The organism is Nitrospirota bacterium (assembly GCA_040754395.1).
In the GTDB taxonomy this organism is placed as follows: Bacteria; Nitrospirota; Thermodesulfovibrionia; order Thermodesulfovibrionales; family SM23-35; genus JBFMCL01.
On sequence record JBFMCL010000010.1, the window covers coordinates 86,278 to 110,110 of the forward strand.

The 23,833-nt window shown below is 49.2% G+C and carries 15 protein-coding genes and 1 pseudogene; 2 read left to right on the forward strand and 14 right to left on the reverse strand.

Going from position 1 to position 23,833, the window contains the following annotated elements:
* The first annotated feature begins 11 nt into the window (after window positions 1-11).
* The gene (locus AB1552_06970) at window positions 12-905 is read left to right on the forward strand and encodes a universal stress protein (GenBank protein MEW6053513.1); all 894 of its coding nucleotides are present in this window, start codon (window positions 12-14) and stop codon (window positions 903-905) included.
* 24 nt (window positions 906-929) lie between these two features.
* On the opposite strand, the gene AB1552_06975 is transcribed toward AB1552_06970, so the two are convergent.
* Window positions 930-1,718 (reverse strand): PilZ domain-containing protein, encoded by a 789-nt coding sequence (locus tag AB1552_06975; GenBank protein MEW6053514.1) that lies wholly within the window; start codon window positions 1,716-1,718, stop codon window positions 930-932.
* A gap of 750 nt (window positions 1,719-2,468) precedes the next feature.
* Here AB1552_06975 and AB1552_06980 point away from each other — a divergent pair.
* Entirely contained in the window at window positions 2,469-3,959 is a 1,491-nt protein-coding gene (locus AB1552_06980) for a S1 RNA-binding domain-containing protein (protein ID MEW6053515.1), read from the forward strand.
* Window positions 3,960-3,985: 26 nt separating this feature from the next.
* Here the strand turns inward: AB1552_06980 and AB1552_06985 are convergent, their stop codons facing one another.
* The 13 genes and pseudogenes from AB1552_06985 to AB1552_07045 form a co-directional block, all read right to left on the reverse strand.
* Window positions 3,986-4,900, reverse strand: a complete 915-nt coding sequence (locus AB1552_06985; GenBank protein MEW6053516.1) for a transposase — start codon at window positions 4,898-4,900, stop codon at window positions 3,986-3,988.
* A gap of 109 nt (window positions 4,901-5,009) precedes the next feature.
* A pseudogene (locus tag AB1552_06990) lies at window positions 5,010-5,234 on the reverse strand (pyruvate kinase).
* 7 nt (window positions 5,235-5,241) lie between these two features.
* Window positions 5,242-6,354 carry a site-2 protease family protein gene (locus AB1552_06995; GenBank protein MEW6053517.1) on the reverse strand — a complete coding sequence of 371 codons (1,113 nt, stop codon included), beginning with the start codon at window positions 6,352-6,354 and terminating at the stop codon, window positions 5,242-5,244.
* 230 nt (window positions 6,355-6,584) lie between these two features.
* On the reverse strand, window positions 6,585-7,670 hold the full coding sequence (locus AB1552_07000; protein ID MEW6053518.1) for an AAA family ATPase: 1,086 nt from the start codon (window positions 7,668-7,670) through the stop codon (window positions 6,585-6,587).
* Window positions 7,671-8,164: 494 nt separating this feature from the next.
* A complete protein-coding gene (locus AB1552_07005; GenBank protein ID MEW6053519.1) occupies window positions 8,165-16,768 on the reverse strand; it encodes a glucoamylase family protein in 8,604 nt (2,867 codons plus the stop codon).
* A gap of 226 nt (window positions 16,769-16,994) precedes the next feature.
* Entirely contained in the window at window positions 16,995-17,450 is a 456-nt protein-coding gene (locus tag AB1552_07010) for a cyclic nucleotide-binding domain-containing protein (protein MEW6053520.1), read from the reverse strand.
* Window position 17,451: 1 nt separating this feature from the next.
* Window positions 17,452-17,835, reverse strand: coding sequence for a hypothetical protein (locus AB1552_07015; GenBank protein ID MEW6053521.1), 384 nt, complete (start codon window positions 17,833-17,835; stop codon window positions 17,452-17,454).
* 115 nt (window positions 17,836-17,950) lie between these two features.
* Window positions 17,951-18,157, reverse strand: a complete 207-nt coding sequence (locus AB1552_07020) for a LapA family protein (protein MEW6053522.1) — start codon at window positions 18,155-18,157, stop codon at window positions 17,951-17,953.
* A 112-nt stretch (window positions 18,158-18,269) separates the two neighbouring features.
* A complete protein-coding gene (locus AB1552_07025) occupies window positions 18,270-18,434 on the reverse strand; it encodes a hypothetical protein (protein MEW6053523.1) in 165 nt (54 codons plus the stop codon).
* Window positions 18,435-18,768: 334 nt separating this feature from the next.
* The gene (locus AB1552_07030) at window positions 18,769-20,274 is read right to left on the reverse strand and encodes a DUF4070 domain-containing protein (protein MEW6053524.1); all 1,506 of its coding nucleotides are present in this window, start codon (window positions 20,272-20,274) and stop codon (window positions 18,769-18,771) included.
* Between the two features lie 18 nt (window positions 20,275-20,292).
* Window positions 20,293-20,607, reverse strand: coding sequence for a BON domain-containing protein (locus AB1552_07035; protein MEW6053525.1), 315 nt, complete (start codon window positions 20,605-20,607; stop codon window positions 20,293-20,295).
* 188 nt (window positions 20,608-20,795) lie between these two features.
* Window positions 20,796-21,149: a putative quinol monooxygenase gene (locus AB1552_07040; protein MEW6053526.1), complete on the reverse strand. Its 354-nt coding sequence runs from the start codon at window positions 21,147-21,149 to the stop codon at window positions 20,796-20,798.
* A 408-nt stretch (window positions 21,150-21,557) separates the two neighbouring features.
* The gene (locus AB1552_07045; GenBank protein MEW6053527.1) at window positions 21,558-23,183 is read right to left on the reverse strand and encodes a sigma 54-interacting transcriptional regulator; all 1,626 of its coding nucleotides are present in this window, start codon (window positions 23,181-23,183) and stop codon (window positions 21,558-21,560) included.
* Window positions 23,184-23,833: the final 650 nt, after the last annotated feature.

Genomic DNA, 23,833 nt, shown 5'->3' on the forward strand with positions numbered 1-23,833 from the left:
AAGACACATCCATGAAAATATTGTTGCCGACAGACGGCTCGGAAAACGCTGAATCAGCAGCACTGTTTCTGAAGCGGCTCAATCTGACGTCCGGAGACGAGATTACCCTGCTTCATGTAATCAGTGATGACCCGTTTCAGGATAAAGATGATTACTATTATTTGCGGATCAGACAGATCAAACAGGCAGTGGCACCAGGGATACTGCACGCTGCAGAAAACAGTCTGAGACCCGTTGCGGCAGTAATCCGCACCGCGGTCATGAACGGGTATCCTGATCAGTGTATCGTTGAAGCTGCGGTTGCTGCGGACGCTGACCTTATCATCATGGGGCCAAAGCGGCTGAAGGGAATTCGGTCACATATCGTGGGAAGCGTGACAAAATCCGTATCTATCAGTTCTCCCAAACCGGTTCTGGTGATCAAGCCTGTCAAAAAAGACACGCAGGACAGGATTACCATACTTTTTACTACAGACGGTTCTGATCATGCCAAAAAAGCAGGAGAGACATTGATGGGAATCCCGTTTCATGACAACGCGGAAGTAACCGTCCTGAATGTAACAGCCCCTGCCTTCCATGACATTCCGGAAAGGTTCATGTCCAGTATAGATGCGGGATTCACGGAAGACCTGAAAACATACAGCGTTGCTGAATCAGAGAAATCTCACACGATTCTCGAACAGGCAAGGGAGCATTTACGCGGGAAATTCTCCCGTATCAGCGTGCGTGCAAAGACCGGGGAACCATCAGATGAAATACTTCAGACCGCACATGATATCGGTGCGGACATGATTGTCCTTGGCAGCAAGGGCATGGGAGGGTTTAAAGGGGTAGTAGGCAGCATATCCAGATATATCCTCAGCGTTGCGGAATGTTCTGTGCTGGTCGCAAAAATACAGGGGTAAACGAATTAGGGAACAGAAGATCGTCTATCGCGTTTTTCTTCTCGGCCAGTTTTCGACGAATGAGACGATCTGCAGGCTGACCGAAGAGGGAAGGTCAACAAACCGTACCCCATAGTCTTTCAGTCCGGGTTCTTTGTCCGTTACTCTCACTACGACCCCATCGGCATGGATCCGAATTGAATTCGGGAGAAAAAAAGAACAGCTTATCCTGTCGCCTTCCTTCAGAACCCTGTCTGTTTCGAGCAGGATTCCCGATGCGCTGATATTCTGCGAGGTACAGAAAAAAGGCGGATCGTGTACGTCACCGCTCAGGGAAACCTTCACGACAACCCGGTAAGACGTCCTCTCTGAAATATTCAGAAGCTGCAAGACCTTCCACAAGAACGTTGCGGGTGCCAGAGGCTCGGTGATGTAGTCGCTTGCCCCGCACGTGAGGCACCTTTCGATGTCGGCCAGGGAGTCCGGACAGACTATGAGTATCGATACCTTTTTCAGCATATCATCCCCCCTGATAGTTGCACAGAACTGTTCACAGGGCAGATCAGAAAAATCCAGTGCGGCAATGATAAGATCCACATTTTCCTTCCGGTGAATGTCCAGTGCCTCATGCCCTGACTTTACGTAGAAAACAGTATTGTCATATCCGGCAAGCAGGCTTACATGCTGCCGGACGAAATCCTTCAGGGTATCGGTGATGATGATCTTTTTCATGGTGGTGATCCTGTGACAGTCTCCGGCAAAAGAGACAGTCTTCTCCTTTCCGTCAAGAAAATGTTTTACAGATATTATGAGGGTATCGCTGCCTGAATGCAAATACACCGATCAGATGTGAACATATCGTCATTTTTCTGCTCCTTCGGCAGGCAGGAAAAAATCCCGCATTAGTGCTTTATAAACAAATAAGAAAATGTTATAATATTTTCCATGAAGCCGAAATACAGAGAAAAAACACAAACGGGCTTTTTGTGCACACGGTACAGCTGCTCATTCACCAGTTCCGATTTCTGCAGGAAAAGAGCGGAAAACAATGTAAGTGAATGTCCTGCCTGCACAGGAATCAGACCGGGGGACAAGCGCAAGTCATCAAATCTTGAGTTCTGCGTGAAGCGCATGAAACCCAAAAAAGCAGCCTGATTCCGGTATCTCTGAGGGGAGTGACCAGGTAATAATCGTTCAGCGCCATCTCTTTCCGGCGTACCCTGAATGGTTATACCAATCCGGATGCATCAATTCCGCAGAGGGATTTCCGCGGAGCGCAGATATTGACTGGCAATCCGGCCAGAAGCCCTAAGGAACGCGTGCATGTATGCGTTTTTCAGTGTGGAAGTGCGTGTGTTGCCTGCTGACACCTCATGAAGGAGCGCATCCCGGCTGGAGATAGAACAGTATTGTATCCCTTCAGACATATCATTACTCGTGCCGGAGCATCGGATTGACTCAGACATCACAAATCCTTTAGACTTTAAACTCTTGTTTAGGTGTGCCTGCACGGTTATACCCGCAGTTTCCGAAGGGCCGAGTTCCCTGAAAAGACTCAATTTTTAACAGAGAGGGTGAGAAATCATGTCTGATGAGCATATCGAAAATAATTCCACTGGCAATGAAATGCACGGAGAACAGGAAGAGGACTTCGCCGTACTGTTCGCACAGAGCAATATGGCCGAAAGGCTGTTTCCCGGGCAGAAGGTCAGGGCACAGGTGGTGAGTATATCGGGCGAATTTGTATACATCGACCTTGGCGGAAAAACTGAAGGCGCGATAGACCTGAACGAATTCGTCAGTAAGGATGGTGGAATCGGTGTCCGCGAGGGTGATGAGATAGAGGCGTTTTTTGTCTCTGTCCAGGACGGTCTTCTGAAGCTCACGACCCTTATAGGCGGGTATTCAGCAGCGACATTGCACGCAATCAGGGATGCGCACGAAGCCGGCGTTCCGGTGAACGGAGATGTCAAGCGGGAGATTAGGGGAGGCTTCGAGATATCAGTGGGAGGCGTAAGATGTTTCTGTCCTTTTTCTCAGATAGACCTGAAAGGTGGAAGTGACAATAACGGGTATGTCAGACGGACATTCCCCTTTAAAGTACTCGAATACAGAGATGAAGGAAAAAAAATAGTCCTCTCAAGGCGGGTGCTCCTTGAACAGGAGAAGGAGGAAAAGGTCCGGAAGTTAAGGGAGACCCTCGTTGAGGGCATGGATGTCCCTGCAGAAGTGAAATCCGTACAGAAGTTCGGGGTTTTCGTAGACCTGGGAGGCATTGACGGACTTATTCCCGTAAGCGAAATATCGTGGGACAGGAATATCAGTCCCGGGGACGTGCTCTCTGTCGGGCAACACATCAGTGCAAGGATTCTTTCTCTGGACTGGGAGAAAAACCGTATCACTTTGAGTTACAAGGCGATGCAGCCTGATCCCTGGGACTCTGCAGCGGTCAGGTATCCGGCAGACAGCAGAGTGAGCGGCACTGTTGTACGTCTGTCTCCCTTTGGAGCTTTTGTCAGGCTTGAACCCGGCATTGACGGCCTCGTCCATATCTCCAATCTCGGCGCCGGAAGAAGGATCAACCATCCGAAGGAAGTTGTGGCAACTGGTCAATGGGTGGATGTCTATGTGCTCTCGGTAGACCCGCAGAACCGGAAGATTGCGCTCTCCATGCAGCCGAGGGTTGAGCCGGCTAAGATCATTCTCCCCTCCGAGGGAGATATCGTAGACGGAATAGTCGAAAGAATCATGCCGTACGGGATATTTGTAAAATTGAATACCGGCATTACCGGTCTGGTACCGAACCAGGAAATGGGAACTCCCTCAGGCACAGATCACAGGAGCATGTTCCCTCCCGGCAGAGAGATGCAGGTTGCGGTGATTGAAGTGGATACGGTTCACAACAAGGTCCGCCTCAGCCGCAAGGCGGTGCTCGAAAAGACTGCACAGGATGAGTTTAGAGAGTACACGGAATCTGTCAGGAAATCTGCTGCATCCTCTGGAGGACTCGGAAATTTGGGCGACATCCTGAAGTCTAAACTGGAAGAAAAAAACGGGGTCAGGTCTCAACATTAAACATTTCTTGTTCCTGCCCTCTCACGCTAAATGGTTGTCTTGTTTTTCGTCTTCTCTTCATACCGCTTGCATGCCTGGGAGACCGCGGCATAATCCATCTGGAACAAGGCGCCTATTTCTCTCAGGCTCATTGGGGTGAACTGCTTTATCAGAAAGAGTGTCATCTGGCGCAGAAAATTGCCCCTCCTCCTGCTAAGTATTTCTTCCCTGGAGACTGAAAACTCAGACATGACTTGCTGAATGATCTCTTCAGCCGTATGTGCGGTGAGCATTCTGGTCTCCGGAATCTCCCGCATATTGCCTATTTGTTCCGCCCGTTCCCTGATGGCGTGCAGGAAGTCTTCATCGCCAAGCACAACGCCCCTGAAGGAGTCTTTCACAGGGTTCTCCATCTTCAGATTTTCCATCACATACGATTCGTATTTCTTTCGGGACCTCTCAGGATCAGTGTCAAACTGCTCCAGAATAAACCCTGTATCGAGCTTTACCGATGATTTCTCTCCAATGACATAACCTCGATAACTGCTCCACGGATATCCCTTTAAATTTTCGACAATACCTGCCCTGTAAGGATTGAGATGGATATACGTAGAGAGCTGGATTCCATAATTGTTCTCATCGACAAGGAGGGATTTGTATCTTCCCTGGAAAACCACCCCCACAAGTTTATGACGCGCCTTGAACCAGTTGACGTAGGAGGTGTTGAGATAGTGCATGCCTTCAGAGATATTGGCCAAAGGGGTCTTAAGGAAAAGATGGTAATGGTTGTCCATGAGACAATACGCAAAACAGACAAAAGAATATTTCAGGCAGGTCTCATTAATCTTCCGGAGGAATGTCTGCCGGTCTTCATCATCATGAAAGACTGGTTCCCTCCGGTTGCCCCGGACAGTGATATGATACACTGCATTCTCAAAGGAGAGCCTCAAAGGTCTCGCCATATTGGGAGATTACCACACAAGGCTATTTATGTCAAATTTTGAGACCTGACCCCGTTAAGACCCCGTTAATTTTTATAAAGCGACACTATTTTATTCCTTTTGAAATTTTTTTAGGGCCGGGAAGATCGGCAAGAATCATGCATGACCGCTCTAATTTAGCTGCTGCCAAACGTATACGCCGGATGTCTTCCCTGTGTCCCTCAATCGTGCCGTGAGCAAAATTGAGCCGGGCGACGTTCATTCCCCACCTCATCAATTCCTCAAGGACGGTTTCTGAACGAGAGGCCGGGCCGATTGTGCATACGATTTTCGTTTTGTGATCAGACAATTTCACACCCACACTATTTCCCCCTAATCTGCACATACCGTGCAATGCCGTTTCTGGTAATCAAGCCGGAAAGTTTGTTGTTTTCTATAATGACTAACCGTCCTTTGTCTTCTTTTATCATTAATTCAAGTGCTTTCATGACTTCGTCTTCAGGAGAGACCTCCCATCTTTTGTCATGTGGCACTAAAATATCAGCTACCTTCTCCCTCCCCCAATTTTCTCTATGAATATTTTTAACCTCTTTGAGGGTAACAATGCCGAGAAATTTTTCGTCATCGATGATTGGGAATCCACCATAGCCATATCTGAGAAAATAATTAGTCACAGCCTCATCGACGGTAATGAATGAACTGAGTGTCACTATATCCTTCACCATTATGTCTCTAACTTTAATCCCTGACAAGCTTTCCTGAAGGGTTGATTGCTGGTAACTCGCCTGCGCTGCTGTATAGAGGAACCACCCTATGAGCATCAGCCACAATCCCACCTGGATACCGGTAAATATGGAGAATATTCCAAAAATGATAAAAAACAGGGCGATTTTCTGCCCGATGCTTGAGGCCTTCTGGGTTGCGTAATAAAAATTCTTTTTCTTCTCCCAGATTACGGACCTCAATACCCTACCGCCGTCCATAGGAAAACCAGGGATGAGGTTAAACACACCGATAATAAGATTGATCTGTGCGAGATAAGAAAAAAGCGCCTTTATGCCACCTGTTGTATTCCCCGATAAGAAGAAAAAAAGAACAGACAGGAAGAAGCTTGAAAGCGGGCCTGCAATGGCAATCCTGAATTCTGCCTTTGGATTAGGCGGTTCCCCTTTCATCTGCGCAACGCCGCCGAAAATAAAGAGGGTAATGCTTTCTATAGATATCTTATATCTCTGGGCGACAAAGGAGTGGGCGAGTTCATGGAATGCTACCGAGGCAAAAAGCAATAGGGCTGCGAGAGTGCCTTTTATCCAGTATGAGGCTGTCGGAAGATCAGGCGCTGCATTCGGGAAATAGTACGTAGACAGGGACCATGTTATCAAGCCAAAGACAATAAGCCATGAGAAATGCACCCGTATCGGTATCCCCATTATTTTCCCGATTCTCCATGCGCCCTGAAATAATGCGCTATTCATTTGTTGTCACCTCTTTCTTAGTTCTATCGAATTATATGGCAACTCTATCGTTATCTCCGTACCCTGTCCTGGATTACAGGTCCTCTTTTTTCCAGAGAGTCTCACCTGCCGGGACATGCTTGATTTCAAAAAAAGCGGATAGATACTCGACATCTTCATCACTCAGGAAATTGAATGCGCTTTTTCCTTCTTCATAATAGTGCAGATTTATATATTCTCCAGCATAGTCTTTATGTCCGGGAATAGGTAATACTGTCTTTTTGAAATTCTTCAATGATTTCATCGGTCAGAGAAGGACGAATTGCTGACAATATTTGCATAAAAATATCTGTGGTTACCCGATAATCTTCCCTGCTGGCATATTCCTGTTCAAACGCGAATTGAGCAACTTGTTGAAAGAGGTATTCAATATCCGCAGGCGTAAATCGGGAAGTCATCCTGACAATTAGATTCAGATCGATTTCTTCCGTATTGAGCTTGGACAGGTAATATTCAAGAATCGTTCTCCTTCCATCCTCGTCCAGACCACCAACCGGTATGATGCAATCGAACCGTCCTGGACGAAGCAGCGCGGCATCCAGCTGACGGATATAGTTGGTGGCACACACGAGCAATATTTTGTTCCCTTGATTCTTGAGCAGGGGAACTTGTTTGAGAAATTCATTGGTGATGGACTTGTCAACCCTTGATGCGATATCCCGACTTGCCGCGATTTCTTCGAACTCGTCAATAAAGATAACTGATTTTTCCAGGTTTCTCGCCTTTTCCATTGTTTTGTGTAAATTAATTCCAATTCTATCCACACCATCTACCATGAGCATGCTGGGCAAAATTTCGATATACCACCATGACAAGACACCTGCTATTGCTTTAACAAAATGAGTCTTGCCGGTGCCTGGAGGTCCAAAGAAAATAATGGTCTTCGGCGGAATTACTCCATGCTTTTTTGACAGGCTTTCTTCCGTCAGGGGAAGGATAATTCTTCGTTGAACCATCTGTTTTGGAGGCTGAGAATCAGATATAGTGTCCCATATTTCTCTGCTGATGATCTGAGCTCCCATCTCAGATAGGATATTCTGTCTTTCGTAGTCCATATATTCATTAAGGGCTTGATCCATATTTTCGAGAAAATCGATGCATGCAGTCCGCAATCCTGCATCGCGGCCGAGTTTTTCAGACATGAGCCATTTATGCTGCAATATTTTTGCCCAAATGTCAGTGGCGGTTTCAGGATCAAATTTTGTACCACTAATTTCAAAGATAGTGCTCGCACATTCATCTGGTGACGGTGTTTCCGGAAAACTTATATTCATCATTTACCTCTTTTTGTTCTTTTTAAAATTGTATTGCAAAATATTATAAAGGCCTTCTGTTTAATAAGCCCCTGGAGCAGAATGGATGTTTTTCCGTATGTCTGCCCACTGATCAGAGGGATAGAAATGACTTTCTCATATCAACGGTTTTCATGATTACTACGCCAGCCTCCTACTTCTGAAAGTACTTCCGAACTTTTGCAGCAATCTGACGATCTGTCATCTTGTCTACTGTTTCAATACCTACGATTCGTCCACCGAGGTTGTTTCTTTTAAGACGTTTTTTCAGTTCGTCTTTTGCGTCACCAGGACCAAATATCAGTATAGCTTCTGCATCACGAATACTCGCAATTACCGCATCGTAGTAGATATTGAGATTTCCCGTAAGCCTTCTCTGGCGGCTGTTGTTTTCATAATTTTTCCTTTAGATATCAGATCATCTCAACTATTTCAGTATACTACTAATTATAAGAGCTTTTTAGAGCGGGCGTCTTCTTTTAATCGCCTGGGGAAGGTATTCTCACCTCGACCGAGTGTTCCTGACGGTCGTCAACAAGGGGGATAGCCTGATCGTCGCGCTCAACACCATCGACTATCACACGTGTCCCGCCATTTCCGGTGCGCGTTTGCAGGACAGTGATATGGTAGATAGTTTCCCGGTATCGGTAGTGTACCTTGAATGTCTCCCAATCAGCAGGGAGGCACGGTGCGAAACTCAGTTTGTCTATGTTAAGCCGCAGCCCTAGAAGTGATTCCACGATAAGCCGGTACATCCAACCGGCAGATCCAGTGTACCATGTCCATCCACCGCGGCCGGTGTGCGGCGGGAACGCATATACGTCCGCAGCGACAACATACGGTTCCACTTTATAGGTTGCAATCCCCTCCGGTAATTTCGCATGGTTTATCGGATTTATCATTGCCAGCAGTTCCCATGCACGTCTGCTGTCGCCTAATTGAGCGAACGCCATTGCTGTCCAGATTGCCCCATGAGTGTATTGTCCGCCATTTTCCCTGACGCCGGGGACGTACCCTTTTATATAGCCGGGATTCAAATTCGATCTATCGAAGGGCGGGTCCAGGAGCTGGACCAGCGCATGCTCTCGGTTAACGAGGCGCTTATCCACAGCTTCCATTGCCATACGCGAGCGTTCAGCATCTCCGGCACCTGATAGAACGGACCAGCTTTGCGGAATGGAATCAATTTGGCATTCAGGATTACTCGCCGATCCGAGCGGCGATCCGTCGTCGAAGTAAGCACGGCGATACCATTCACCATCCCAACCATTCTGCTCGATGTTCCGGCGCAGCTGAGCCGCCTCCCTCTCACAGCGTTCGACGAAGGGCAGGTCATCATGTATGCGTGCAATATCAGTGAACCTCATGAGCACTTCATAGAGGAAGAATCCCAACCATACACTTTCGCCTTTGCCGTGTTCGCCCACAACGTTCATGCCGTCGTTCCAATCACCCGAGCCGATGAGCGGCAGGCCGTGTACGCCTACTAAGCTGATGCCTCTCAGGATAGCCCGCACACAGTGATCGTATAAACTGGTCGCTTGTTCAGACCGCTTGGGAAGATCGTAATACGAGTCCTCGTCGGCATTTACCGGGCGGCCCTCGATGAAGTAGACGGATTCATCCAATACCCCGGTGTCTCCGGTGCTGATAACGTAACGGCACGTGGCCAACGGTAACCAAAGGAAATCGTCCGAACAGTGAGTACGCACGCCGCGCCCTGACGGATGATGCCACCAATGCTGAACATCTCCCTCCTGGAACTGACGGGCAGCACAGAGGAGGATGTGTTCGCGTACGAGACGCGGCTCTGTGTGGATGAGTGCCATCACGTCCTGCAACTGATCGCGGAAACCGAAGGCGCCTGCCGACTGGTAGTATCCGCTGCGCGCCCAAAGGCGGCACGCTATAGTTTGGTATAAGAGCCAGCCGTTGGTCAGTACATTTACGGTCGGGTCGGGTGTTTCCACATTCACTGCGCCGAGCGTCTTATTCCAGTACTGCCAGACTGTTTCAAGCGTAAAGCGCGCTACAGCAGATCCACGAAAGCGCCGCAGCAGGTTGTCGGCGTCATTGGCATCTTGCCCTACGCCGAGTCTGAAGATGATCTCGCGTTCTTGTCCGTCGGCTAATTCGAATGGTATCTGTATAGCGGCGCAGGGATCCAAAGCGGCTCCTACCTTCCCGGAAAGCCGAGAGCGTTTCATCGCAGCCGGACTCCGAAGTGTGCCGTTGCGCCCAAGGAACTCTGTCCTGTCGCCGCTTAAGCTCCGGTTCGTATCGTCCACATCGAAGAAAGCAGTCCGGTTGCGAAATTCCGTGTTATATGAGTTGCGCGCAAAGAGCGCGCCGCTATTCGGGTCAATTTCGGTGATAACGTGCATGGACGATTTCGTCCGCAGGTCGCCAAGAACCCATTCAACGTATCCAGTAGTGGAAAGTCGGCGTGATCGCCCCGACTCGTTTCGCACTTTGAGCACCGTGAACTTGATAGGTGCATCCATGGCCACATAAACCCACACTTCTGAGTGGATACCACGCTCTGTGTGCTCGAAGACGCTGTAACCAAATCCGTGTCGGGTGACGTAAGGTGTCGCCCCGCGGCTGGGCAGCGGCATGGGGGACCAGAAGTGGCCGCGCTCTTCGTCACGGATGTAAAATGCCTCTCCGCTCGAATCGCTCACGGGATCGTTCCCCCAGGGAGTGAGGCGGAACTCATGGGCATTCTCGCTCCAGGTGTAGGCAAGCCCGCTCTCTGAAATGATGGACCCGAAGTGCGGGTTTGCCAGCACATTCACCCACGGCGCCGGCGTCATCTGGCCATAAGCGGTCGTAATAACGTACTCGCGACCGTCAGCTGTGAATCCGCCCAGCCCGTTGAAGAACGCCAGATCGTGGCGAGGCAGCGCGCCGACCGCCAAGGGTTCGGAGCGGTGGGTTCTGGTCAGTGTAAGGAGCGGCACTGTTACTTCCACAAGACTGCGACGGTTGATCTGGTCTGCCAGCGCCCCACGGCTATCGGTGATGATGGCGCGAGCGACCGTTTGGATCAGGATGCGGTCCTCCTCCGATATCTGGTCCGCAGGTCTTAGGAAAATGCCGCCGGGTCGATTGGTCACGTTAGCTTCGGTGCCCGCGGCAATGAGCCCCATGATCTGGTCTTGCAGAAGTTGCCGGTAACCGGCGTGATCTTCGTTCCAGATCACCAGGTCAATCGCCAGTCCCTTCAAACGCCAGTATGCGTGAGCCTGCACGAGTTGGCGCACCAGTTCGATATTTGTAGGATCTTCTATCTGCACCAGCACGATCGGCAAATCGCCGGAGATGGCGTAGCCCCAGAGACCGGATTGACCCCGGTGGTTTTTAATGAGGACGCTCGGTTCAGCGCGCAGCGAAGAATTAGCATAAATTATCGAGCTGGCAAGGCGCCCATAGAGTTGCGCGTCGGCCTCTGTGGCATTGAACTGCCGCAGAAAGACCTGGCCATGTGTCCATGCCAGATCAAAGACGCGATCCGCGAGATGTCGATCACGGTATTTCTCCACAAGGCCCAGACACACGTCGCGGGTTTCGCCGATGCCCGAGACAATATTTATCGTTACCGATTTTTCCGGATCCAGCGTTATCCGATACCGGATCGCGACAATCGGGTCGAGCACGGAACCCTCACTGTCCGAGAGAGCACCCGTAAAAAAACCATCTGCCCCGCTCATCGCTTGCGGATTTTCAACGGTGTTTCCACGGCCGATGAACTGCATGCGATCCGTCTCATAGGAAACTTCTCCGATCTCCGCCTCATGCACAGCCATCAGGTGAAACATCCAAGGCGTCTGCTCGCCTTGGGAGCGGGGTCGGCGAGTGCAGAGGATCGCCTGCTGCTGGCGAATGATCTCGGTCTGAACAAAGAGATTGCTGAACGCCGGATGCAGTGCTTCCGCGGCAGACGGTGCAAGAACCACTTCCGCGTAACTCGTAACATCAATCGCTCTGCGTGTCCGAGCCCGGTTGGTGATGCGGACTCGGCGCAGTTCAATGTCATCCTCGGGTGAAACAGCGATCTCCGTATGTGTGTCAAAGTCGTGGTCCCGGCAGCGAAACTCTACTTTCGCCTCCGAGAAAATCGCTTCGTAATTATTCGATTGATTGGCCGGTCGTTTGAGCGTCGGCTGATATGCGGTTGACCAGAACTCTCCGCTCGCCACGTCGCGGAGGTAACAGAATGTGCCCCAGTTGTCGCGGGTAGTGTCTTCGTGCCATCGTGTCACTGCGATATCCTTCCAACGGCTGTAACCGCCCCCCGCATTTGTAATCATCACGTGGTATCTACCGTTGGACAACAACTGCACTTCAGGGAGCGGCGTATCCGGGCTGTTAAAAACGCGGACCGGCATCCCTGTGACACTGGAAGCCCCCTTTATGTAGGAGAGTTCGGCGGTGTGCGAATAAAACGCCGTTGCCTTTGGTACCCGCTCTTGGAGCAACAGCATGGTTGCCTGGAACACCGGGTCCGACTCGAATCGCTTCTGCATCGGACGGTCCAGGAGCAGATAGGCCAAAGAGAGCAAGCTCATTCCAACGTGATGTGCCATGAAGGAGCGAACCACAGCACTCGACTGTCCGCGCGGCAGACGTGAAGGTGTGTAGTCGATCGCTTCATAGAAGCCGTATTTTCCTTCGAACCCTTCAGCAGAGAGCCGCTGCAGATTCATGCACGCTTCCTCTGGCGCTACCATCAACGCAAGCGCTGAGGCATAGGGGGCAATTACCAGATCCCCGGAGAGCCCGCGTTGGAGCCCCAGGCCAGGCACGCCAAAAGCGCGGTACTGGTAGTTAAGATGGCCATCGATCACGTTGTAGCCGGATTCCGAAATACCCCACGGCACTCCGCGTCTCTTTCCATATTCGATCTGCCCAGCCACAGCCGCCTTATAAGTCTGGTCGAGTAGCGTATTTTCATACGTAGGCATTACCAGCAATGGCATGAGATACTCAAACATCGATCCGCCCCACGAAAGGAGAATCGGCTCTCCACTCGTAGTGGTGAGCAGGCGCCCCAGGGTGAACCAGCTCTCCTGCGGCAGTTGTTCCTGCGCAATCGCCACAAAACTGCACAATCTCGCTTCTGAAGCCAGTAGATCGTAGTAACTCGAGTCCCGCCGGCGTTCACCTACGTTGTACCCGATAGTCAATAGATGGCGCTCCTCGTCGAAAAGAAAATCATATTCCATACGGGCGAGTTCGCCGGATTGCAATGCAAGCTGCTCGATAGCCGCGATTCTCTCAATGGCACTTTGGTTGCCAGTTCCTGCCAATTCGCGCAGTGTCGGTATCTCATCGATGACGCTAACTGCTGGCGGGTTAAGAAGGGTCAGCTCATCGAGGGCGTCACGGCATTGCCGGGCAAATGCACGCGCCCACCACCCGGCCAGGTTCTCACGGTCGGCATCAAAGCCAACGACCACTTCTGCAGCAGATAGTGCCAGATGATCAAGGCACTGCCGAGCCGCCATAAGTGTAGTTGGCGGGGACTTGAGCGCTGACTCCATGCCTTGCCGAAGATGGGCAATCCCCGCTGGTGCGATTACTCCAGGAGTATCCGCAAAAATCCCCACGAGAATCATTAGTGTATCGCTGAGGCCGTCAAACAATCTCGCTCCAATGATCTTTTGATCGGGAAGCGCGAGCAGACCCTGCCGCAATGTCAACAGATGGCCTGCAAGGTTGCCGCTGTCTACCGTAGAAATGTAGTAGGGCGATAGTGGTTTCAGAGATTGCGTGCTGTACCAGTTGTAAAAGTGTCCCCGGTATCGTTCCAATGTTTTCATTGTGTGGAATGCATTCGCCGTGCGCTTGATGAGCTGTCCTGTTGAAATATAGCCGAAGTCGTAGGCGGATAAATTCGCGAGCAGCGCAAGGCCCATGTTGGTCGGCGAGGTGCGATGGACGGCCACGGCAACCGGATACTCCTGATAGTAATCCGGCGGCAGCCAATTATCTTCCGGGTCGACAAATGTGTCGAAGAACGCCCAGCTCTTTCGTGCAAGCTTCCGGAGAAAGAAGGTCTGTTCTTCCGTCAACCTTGCTCCACGGCGGGCGAGCGGTCGGCTAATCCACCACGCGATAGCAGGGGAAGCAAACCAGAAACCCAGTATAGGCACAGCCACAGCTAATACCTCCGGCCTCGAAATAGTCAGATAAATCATCGCGACAAAAGCAATAATGGGGGCGATCCACATCATTCGGTAAGATGCGACGATTTCCGCGTGGCTGCTATGGGCCGTGATGCCCGACGGACTCCATTCGAGAAGTCGCTTACGCGTAACCAGCATCCGCCACGTGGTGCGCATAAGCGCATCGAGACTGTAAAATGCCTCGTAAGGCAAGCAGACGAGCGAAAATACAACTTGAGCGAAACGCCTGCGCGCAGAGCGCACTGAGGCAGCAAGGTGCTGCCTCAAAAGCACATCACCCGGCTTCTGAAGCATATCCAGGACAGAGGCAAACAAGGAAGGAATCAGGATGATGCCGATCACCGACAGAGTCCAAAACAATGCCGATGGCATGACCGTCCAGCTCAGCAGCAACAGCAGTGTCAACGCCGAAGGCACGAGACTACGCCGAAGGTTGTCGAAGATCTTCCATTGGGACAGTCCAGAGAGTGGATTCTTCTGAAGGCGCGCATCAGGATCGGAACCAGGCACACCCGACAGCAGCCACCGCGCAATCTGCCAATCCCCGCGAATCCAGCGGTACCGTCGGCTCACGTCCGCGCTGTAGCGAGATGGATATTCCTCGTACACTATTACATCGCTCAACAGCCCCGCCCGTGCATAACACCCTTCCAGAAGATCATGGCTAAGGATCCGGTTCTTGGGGAAGCGTCCATTAAGCGCACGCTCGAATGCATCGACGTCATAGATTCCCTTGCCGATGAACGATCCTTCATGAAAGAGGTCTTGGTAAACATCTGAGACGGTTCGCGTATACGGATCGATGCCAGGCTCACTCCCGCACATTCTCGCATACCGCGACCGGTTTGTGCCCGGTAAGCTCGCAGCCACGCGTGGCTGCAAAATGCCGTACCCAGCAACGACACGCTGCTTGTCTTCGTCGTAGTGCGCGCGATTCAGCGGGTGCGCCATGGCTCCCACAAACTGCTGCGCCGAGTCGCGTGGTAGCTGCGTATCCGTGTCAAGGGTGATCACGTACTTCACCTTCGATAAAACTGCAGTATTACCAACGACGAGTGAGAAGCGGTCCCTTGAGCCGCCGCGCAGAAGCGAATTCAATTCCGCGAGCTTCCCTCGTTTACGCTCGTAACCCATCCAAATCCGCTCCTGAGGATTCCATAGGCGCGGGCGATGAAAAAGGAAAAAAGTATCGTCTTTTGCTCGCCTGTACTTTTTATTCAGCTGTTCGATTTTTTCCCGGACCAGCCGCAACAGCGGTTCGTCCTCCGGCATTGTTTCCTCGGCCGCGTCCAGAAAATCAGTCAGCAGGCCGAAGTGCAGGTTATCGTCCCTATTTGCCAAGAACCGGACTTCAAGTGCCTCGATCAGATCCTCGATGGTTTGAGTGCGTATGAGCATGGTCGGGACCACGACCAGAGCGCTCGAATCAGGCGGAATTCCTTTGGAGAAGTTCATTTTCGGCAGGGGATGCGGGGTTGCCAGTAACGTCGCCATCCAGTTCACCAGAGCCACCGCAAGGTGACTTGAGCAGAGAAGCGAGAGGGTTCCGACCAGCGCGAGTGACCAACCGTGAATCCCGTCGGTATGAGCTTTAGCCAGCAAACTCCCGGTGAAGACTACCGCCAGCAACGTTATTGTGCCTATATAGATGGGCAAAGGAAATTTGCGGCCAATTCTCCGAAGAGCCTCAAGGGCAGAACAATGAACCCCCGCCGTTTGTTCAAGTTGTGGAAATCCCTTGTCGATCAGGTAAAAGCCGACATGTGCAGTTCTATCGTCACCGCCTTTTCTGGCGGCGGCATCGTGCGAAAGATCAATCGCTTTGCGTGCTACCTCGCCCTCAGATAGCCGGCTGCTCTTTGCTATCTTCTCCACCACGTGACGGTAGCGATCACGGGTCGCAAAATCCATCTTTCCGTAAACGCCGTCCGTGTCCTCACGCAGAGTCTGTTCAACAATGCTCATCGTCTCGACGAACTCTCGCCAGTCCATCGCGTCCAGAAAACGGAGGCTGACAATGCTGTTGCTCATCGAGACCTGATCAGCGGCCTGTTTCTGGTTCTCCGACTGTACCAGCTGCTTGATCGTCAGGCCATACTCGGAGAGTTGCTGCTCAATCCAAGTGAGAGGCATTGCCAATGCGGGACCATGTCCCTGCAAACGGCGCGTAAATTCCGCAACAAACGAACTCACCATCGGCGGGTTCGAGCGTGCCATGTCCGCAATCGCTAAAATCAGGCTTTTCGGGTCATTTTCAGCTATTTCCGTCATCTTATCCGCCCAATAGTCAGCGTGGTTTTGATCTATTCTGTCAGCGGCAATCCGGGTTCCAATGCGCCGGAGATTTTCGATCAGTGCCAGGCGCAACATGATGGGGATTGCCCACAATTCTCCCAACTTCAGGGCGGTGACCGTTTGATAGGCTGTAATAAAATTGTAGAGGCTCTCCGGATCTACCCGCCCATCGCCATGTGAGATCGTCTCCTGCGCGATGTCATACACGCGCGGAAGACCAGCCGATGAACCATTCAGCAGTCGAGGCAGTTCACGGCTGTACCCCTTTGGCAAGTGTCTCCTGGCCGCGCGAATCTGCTCTTCAATAAGATAGAAGTTATCGAGCAGCCATTCCCCGGCCGGCGTAATACGGCGGTTTGCCTTAATAGCCTCCATCAGCAGGTTGCGGACTCCAAGCAGCACGTTTTCGTTCTCAGCCAGCCGTTTCAGAAGCCGGTCCCGTGCACGTCCCAGACCCAACTTGTGCAAGCCCGCTAGGGTTTTGCCATGCTGCTCCATCTGATAGCTGCTGAACAGTTCTGATCGTAGCGGTGGCTCTTTGTCAACCCACTTTTGTGTCTGGCTGTTTCCGCGGAGCCTTGTCCGTAAATGGAACAGGTTTCCAAGAATGCTGCTGCTTATCTTCAAGTTTAAGGCCTCCTTCTGAGAAACAAAGTCTCAGCAAATAGGATAGCAATCAGGGTGGTGACTTTAGTCTATCCCCTTTTGGTAGTTTTCTTGACAGTTAATTGATACCAGCTCATTCTTCACCTTTCATAGTAACTATTAATAAAGCAGGAGCAAAACACCCTTCATGAGTCATTGATCAACGATAGAGGACAGGTCAGAAGAACGCTACAATGCGATCAAAGGACTTTCTTAAACGATCTGATACTGTAAGTAACATCCCCTTCAGGAGTTTGGCTCCCACACCGGGATTTGTCTCGATAAGTCTATCCAGGTTTTCCTGAGTAATAATCGCAAGTAAGATATCTTCAAGTGCTACCGCTGTAACTTTCCTGAGACTCTCATCAAGAATGCATAATGCACCCTTGCTGTATATGCCCATAATCACATTCATGCCTCCGAACTCCGCCTCTTTCTTTATTTCCACCCTGCCTGAAACAATAACAGCGATATAATCGAAAGGGTCCTCTTTTTTCCAGAGAGTCTCACCTGCTGGGATATGCTTGCTTTCAAAAAAAGCGGACAGATCTTCGAAATCTTCATCGCTCAGAAATTTGAATACGCTCTTTCTTCCTTTCATAGAAGTAAAGAGGTCTTTCAATGCATTACTCATATCAAACCCACTCCCCATCTTTCCATCTCTTTTTGTATTTTTCAAGCATGATAAAAGCAAGCCAGAGTTTTTCCATACTATCAAACTTATCAAAGTATGATGCCTTGTCGCCCATCAAAACATTACTGAATGCTATGGCTAAATCCCAGGCCGTTGCATATTTTTCGATTACCATATCCTGTAGCTGGTCCTGTCTTGGAAGCCAGACAGCCTTTATTGTTTTTAAGTAAGATACCTTCTTCTCAAGATCACTTGTAATTGGCTGACATGCTGAGGTCAGACCTAATGACATCGAGACAAAAAAATCTCCAAAATCAGGTTTCCACCGCTTTTGTATTACTTTTGAACTTTCACACAGCGTGATATATTGAGACGATTTATCCATAAAACCTCCTGATTGTTAAATCCGTTACATGCAAATCCTTCAGCCCACGTCAATCCCTTCTACCCAATGAGTTCGATTACTGTCTTAAGCGTACCATTGTTCGGTAAATAAAATTTTAATTTTTCTTGAATAACTTCATCCTAAAAAGAGATGCTGCACTTACTCCGATAATAGCACCTGCCAATCCAGTGAGAAATAAAACGATTGCAAGGGACGCCTCGAATTTCCATGCGAAAAAAGAAATTACAACAGGTATCGCATTCTGTACAGAAAAGATCGTCACTACCGCAATGATGATAACCATGATTATTAATGTGATCATATTACCCTCTTTGTTTTGTTAATAATTTGTACTACTTCCTTCTTAAACTTTTCGAAACCAGAAGCTCGATTACTGTTCGGGCAGAAACCAGATCGGCAATATACCGCCCCGGTCAACTATGGGTTACCATTACCTTTTCAATGCGCAGCAACTTTCCTTGGGAATCATTATAGTTATATTTTTGTGCAGTCTCATCTTTTGTCCTTTCTTGGTCATATGCGTAATGCCCGATTAAGCTTCCCGCAAGTGCTCCCGCAAGCCCTCCAAGTATTGCCATTTCAGTCTTTGCCCCTTTTGAACCCAAGAGCGCACCGGCTGCTGCGCTGCTTGCTGCACCGATTCCGGCTCCTGTTGTCGCACCCTAATGCTCTTCCCCAAAAGTTGCACATCCTAACACTCCCGCAAAAAACGTAAGAATGACAATGATGGAAATAATTTTTCGATACATGTCTTATCTTCCTCTTAAGTATTTAATGGAACGTTGCTTTGTGGCTTCTCTTCCTTTGATCCCTTTCAATTTTCAGTAGATTCCTTCACCTTTTCTCCCGCTTCCTCTGCAGACTCTTTTATCTTTTCCCCTGCTTCAAGAGTTTTCTGCAGGATTTGCTGTGTCATTGAGTGCCCTCGCCAAAAAGGCGTTTTTCAAAGATCTTGCGGAAATGAAAACCGTAAATCGAGAGGGTAACGGCCTGGGGAAGAAGGCGGGGACGGCTGATCACAGTCCAGAACAGCAGCCTCCAATAGTGGAAGCGTTCTTTTCCAACTATCCCGAGGACAACAATTGACCTGAAGAATGCGCCAAAATAGTGTGGCCGAAATCGTAAAACCTTCTTCTTATTCTTGGGAGGGATGTATTCCCTCAGAAATGTCCTGACCCTTTCGTAGTAGTGCCTTGGCGAATACAGGGTGCTGAGGACCTTCTTATAGCCGTTTATCAGCAGGTTATAGTCCATCCTGGGGATAAAATTTGTCGAGAAATCCGTATTGTTCCCTGAAGTCTCTTTCACCAGGCGCTGCTCCTTCTTCAATCTCTCGTAGAGTTGTGTGCGCGGAAGGGCAATGAGAATGCCGACCATGGCCGTGACAACACCACTTTTCTGAATGAACTTTATCTGGGTATCAAAAATCGTAAGGGGATCGTTGTCAAAACCGACAATGAATCCTCCCTGCACCTCAAGGCCGGACTTCTGTATCTTCCTGACACTGACGAGGAGATCTCGGTTCTTATTCTGGAATTTGTTGCATTCTGCCAAGCTCTGCTCATGGGGAGTCTCAATGCCGATGAAGACGACATCGAATCCTGCCCTTACCATCATCTCCATGAGGTCTTTATGGTCGGATAGTTCTATGGATGCTTGCGTATTGAAGGAGAAAGGATGTTTTCTCCAATCCATCCACTCGATGATGGCGGGGAGGACCTCCTCTTTTAGCTTTTTCTTGTTCCCGATAAAATTGTCGTCAACAAAGAAGACCTGGCCCCTGAACCCTGATACGTAAACACTTTCGATCTCCCTGATAATCTGGTCTTTATCTTTTGTGCGTGGCGTACGACCACAAAGCAGGGTAATGTCACAAAACTCGCAGTTGAAGGGGCAGCCCCGGGAATACTGGATATTGATTGAGGCATAGTGCTTCATATTGATAAGTCCCCAGAGCGGAATGGGTGTCTTCCGTATGTCTGCCCACTGATCAGTGGTATAGAAATGGCCTGCATTACCTTTCTCGAGATCTTCCAGAAAACTGGGCAAGGTAATTTCGGCTTCGTTCAGCACCAGATGATCAATCGCTCCGAACGCCTCATATTCGGTCGTGAAAAGAGGACCTCCGGCGACAATCCTGACGCCGACGGTTTTGCATCTCTGAATCACTTCTTTGACCGATTCTTTCTGGACAGACATCGCGCTTATAAAAACGAGGTCAGCCCACTTTATGGCCTCGTCATCCAGGCTTTCCACGTTCATGTCGACCAGTCGTTTCTCCCATGCTTCAGGAAACATGGCTGCAATGGTCAACAATCCGAGAGGTGGACTGCTCGCCTTTCTGTGAATGAATTTCAACGCATACCTGAAACTCCAGAAGGTATCCGGGAATTCAGGATATATGAGGAGTGCTTTCATGGAATTCTCCTTATCCATTTATTTTTTCTTTTCCACCTTCAAGCTGCTCACAACAGATTTAACGCATCTGATTTGCCTGATTTTTGACACAATCCGCTCCTCAGCCTTTTTGTCATGTATGAACCCATCGAGCACAACATTTCCCTGATTAGAGGAAACATCGATTTTCCAATAACCAGCGTCAGGTTCATTGATGATTATCGCATTCGCCTGCGTAGTAATGTTCGAGTCATCGATATATTCCCCTGCTGTTCTGCCCGTTATAGAAGCGCAGCCTGAAAACAAGGCTAATCCAAAGACCGTTAATACTGTCAGCAAAATAACGTTCTTCATTGCTCTCCTCCTTTCTTTTGATGCACCGTTAAAAGAACTAACTGTGCACCTTCAAATTAGCAAATCATTCACACAAGTCTTCGTCCCTGAATGATCCTAATCAGCAGCGCAACGACCGCTTGTTATATGACATCATACCTCACGTGCATACATCGAACCTGACAGCATATCCCCATAAAGGAGAGGGCTTAAATAACCTTCCTCGCCATCTCCGAGCCATCTGTCTTGAGGAAAATTTCTATGAGTTCCATTCCCGCTGTATGAGACACAGTGTTGAAGCGCAATTCAGGTTGCTCGCTCAGGAGATCCATGAGCACGAGCAGTCGCCGCTGATTGTCTGTGCGTATGTGGGTCTCAAGATCTTCCTGTGTATTCCATTCCTCCACCAGGATGAAGGTATTTCTGTCTTCTACATCTTCATAGAGGCGATAACTCAGACAGCCCCTTTCGACCCGCGTGGGTTCGAGCATCCCCCGCATCGTTTCTAAAAAATCTCTCCGCATTGCAGGTCTGACAATCATTCTTAATGTCACAAGTATCACAGTGCCTCCTGGCTATTAGGATTCAGACTATTGTCCTGAAGACCTTTCGATGGCTCGTCCGCCACTCTCTATTCCTGACCGATACCGTAGACGGTATGGCAGCCCAATAGTATCCACATACACATAAGAAGCATAGTTGTTGCTTCAATCTTCCTTATCATTTCTCTCTCCTTCAAATAAACGTTAATGTCTCTTTTTGATGCGTCTCTCGCATCAAAAAGAACTTGCTTTGGGTGCTTGCTATTGTTATTGAAGAGCATAATATGTGCCATGACTGTTGTTGAAAGGACAAGATGCTCTACCATGTTGAAAACATTGAAATTTCAGCGAAAGTTACAAAGAGGGAATAATACTTTGAAAGATGCCGTTTTCTGATATATCAGGAGACTCCTGATATATCAGGGATTCTTATTTCTTCTTTCTTTGGATACCCAGTTTTTTCATCATCGATTCAAGCGTCTTTGGATTGATGTCTAAAACCTCTGCTGCACCGCCTTTGCCGCTTACCCGCCATCCGGTGGTGTTCAGAGCCTCGATAATGTGCTGTTTCTCTACCTCTTCGAGAGTCCCGGACTGGTCTGCACCTGATCGTGCAATCTTTGGTACATCCAAATTTAGCACAGGTCCGGTAGTGATGATCATCGCACGCTCGGTAACATTTCTCAGTTCCCTTACGTTGCCCGGCCATAGATAGGATTGCAAAGCTTGAACGCTCTTCTCCGGTATTGATTCGATTCGCTTTCCCATCCTCTTGCTGAACTCCTGTACAAAAAACCATACAAGCGGCAATATGTCCTCACGACGCTCACGAAGAGACGGCACGGTAATCTGAAAAACGTTCAAACGATAGTAAAGGTCTTCCCGGAACCCCCCTACGCTGACCAACCTGGCAAGATCGCAGTTCGTCGCTGAAATGATTCTGATGTTAACCTTCACGGTCCGGGGGCTGCCCAGGCGCTCAAACTCACCGCACTCCAGCACCCGAAGCAGCTTGGTCTGGAGTTCCAGCGGCAGGACGTCGATCTCATCCAGAAAAATAGTTGAAGAGTCTGCAAGTTCAAAACGACCTAATTGCTTCGAGAGTGCACCGGTAAACGCGCCCCTCTCGCGGCCAAATAGTTCACTTTCGATGAGGGTCGGCGGCAGGGCGGCACAGTTGACCTTAATCATGAGCCGCCCCTTACGGGCGCTCAGATTATGAATCGCATGAGCGAGCAGTTCCTTTCCTGTGCCTGTCTCCCCCTGGATCAAAACCGTTGAGTCTGTCGGCGCAACTTGTTCTATCTGCTTCAAAACAGTCCTAATCGCTTCACTGTTGCCCACGATATCCTTATGTGAGTGTATCAGATTAATTTCTTCCTTAAGGTAGATATTCTCTTCATGTAATTTGTCTCTTAATTGCTTTACTTCTTTGAGCGCTTCCCGCAGTGACTCCTCTGCCTTCTTGCGTTCCTTTATTTCCCGCAACAGTTGCTGATTTGCTTCGTCCAAATCTTTAGTCCGCTCTTTCACGCGCAACTCTAACTCATCATATGTCTTCCGGAGTGCCTCCTCTGCATGTTTCCGCAAAGTAATGTCGCGGATGTTGCACTGGATAATTTTCTTATGATCAACGAGGTAGACATTACTGACAAATTCGACATCAATGAGAAGACCATCTCTTGTTTCAAGTGGCAAATGTTCATACCGTACATACCCTTTTGTCTGTAATTCTGAAAATTGGAACTGGGATTCTGCAATGTCGCTGAAAGGACCGATTTCCCAGAGTTTCTTTCCCAGAAAATACTTCTGCGAGTAACCCAGCATCTTTATCAGAAATGGGTTAACATCGAGAATCTTCCCCGTGTCTGCATCGAGAAGAACGATCCCGTCCTGAGCAGTTTCAAAGAGCCTCCGATAACGGGTTTCTGATACCTTCAGCGCCTCCTCTGCCTTCTTGCGTTTGGTTGCTTCTGCTTCCAAATCCTCAATACGCTGATGCAGTTCTGCTAATTCATGTATAAGTTGCTCTTTTGTTTTGTCTTTATATTTCATTTTTTTATTTTTTTATCAAAATATTAATCGTTTGTCAATTCATCACATCTTGGAGTTTACTGAGTTTTTAGCCGAACTCAAAGCATAGTTCAAAGTCATCGATAGTATTTGGTTTTATTCCCTGCAAAGCAGTCTTGTATGGCATAGTTGAAGAAACTGGGAACACCGAAAAACCTCTTTGATACCAGGAATATCCGCTCAACCAGCATCTTCAGCTTCATGCTCTGCCCTATATATACAGCAGCAAAATATGATACCGCAAGGACAAGCACGACGATATTTCATATGCTGATATAGCTGCGCTGGAAATTCCGGGCCAAGTCGGCCACCTATTCCGACGCAAAGCGGCCACCCATTCCGATTCATTCCGGCCACCCGGCTTAAGTCTTAAGCCCGCCTAAAAAGCATAGCTTCGCTGGACAATCTAATGACAAAATAGCCATTGTTTTCTCTTGAATAAAATTTCAGGAGGAAAGATGGCAGCGGAGCGACTAACAATGCGAAAAACAAAAGAGATATTATTCCGTAACTCCGCCTTAAATACGTAATAGGACTTGGTGGGTAATAAGCAGGGATTGACTTTCCTGCTTATTTTTTATATTCTATATATTACGTAATTACGTAATATATAATGAGACATCCTAACTGGG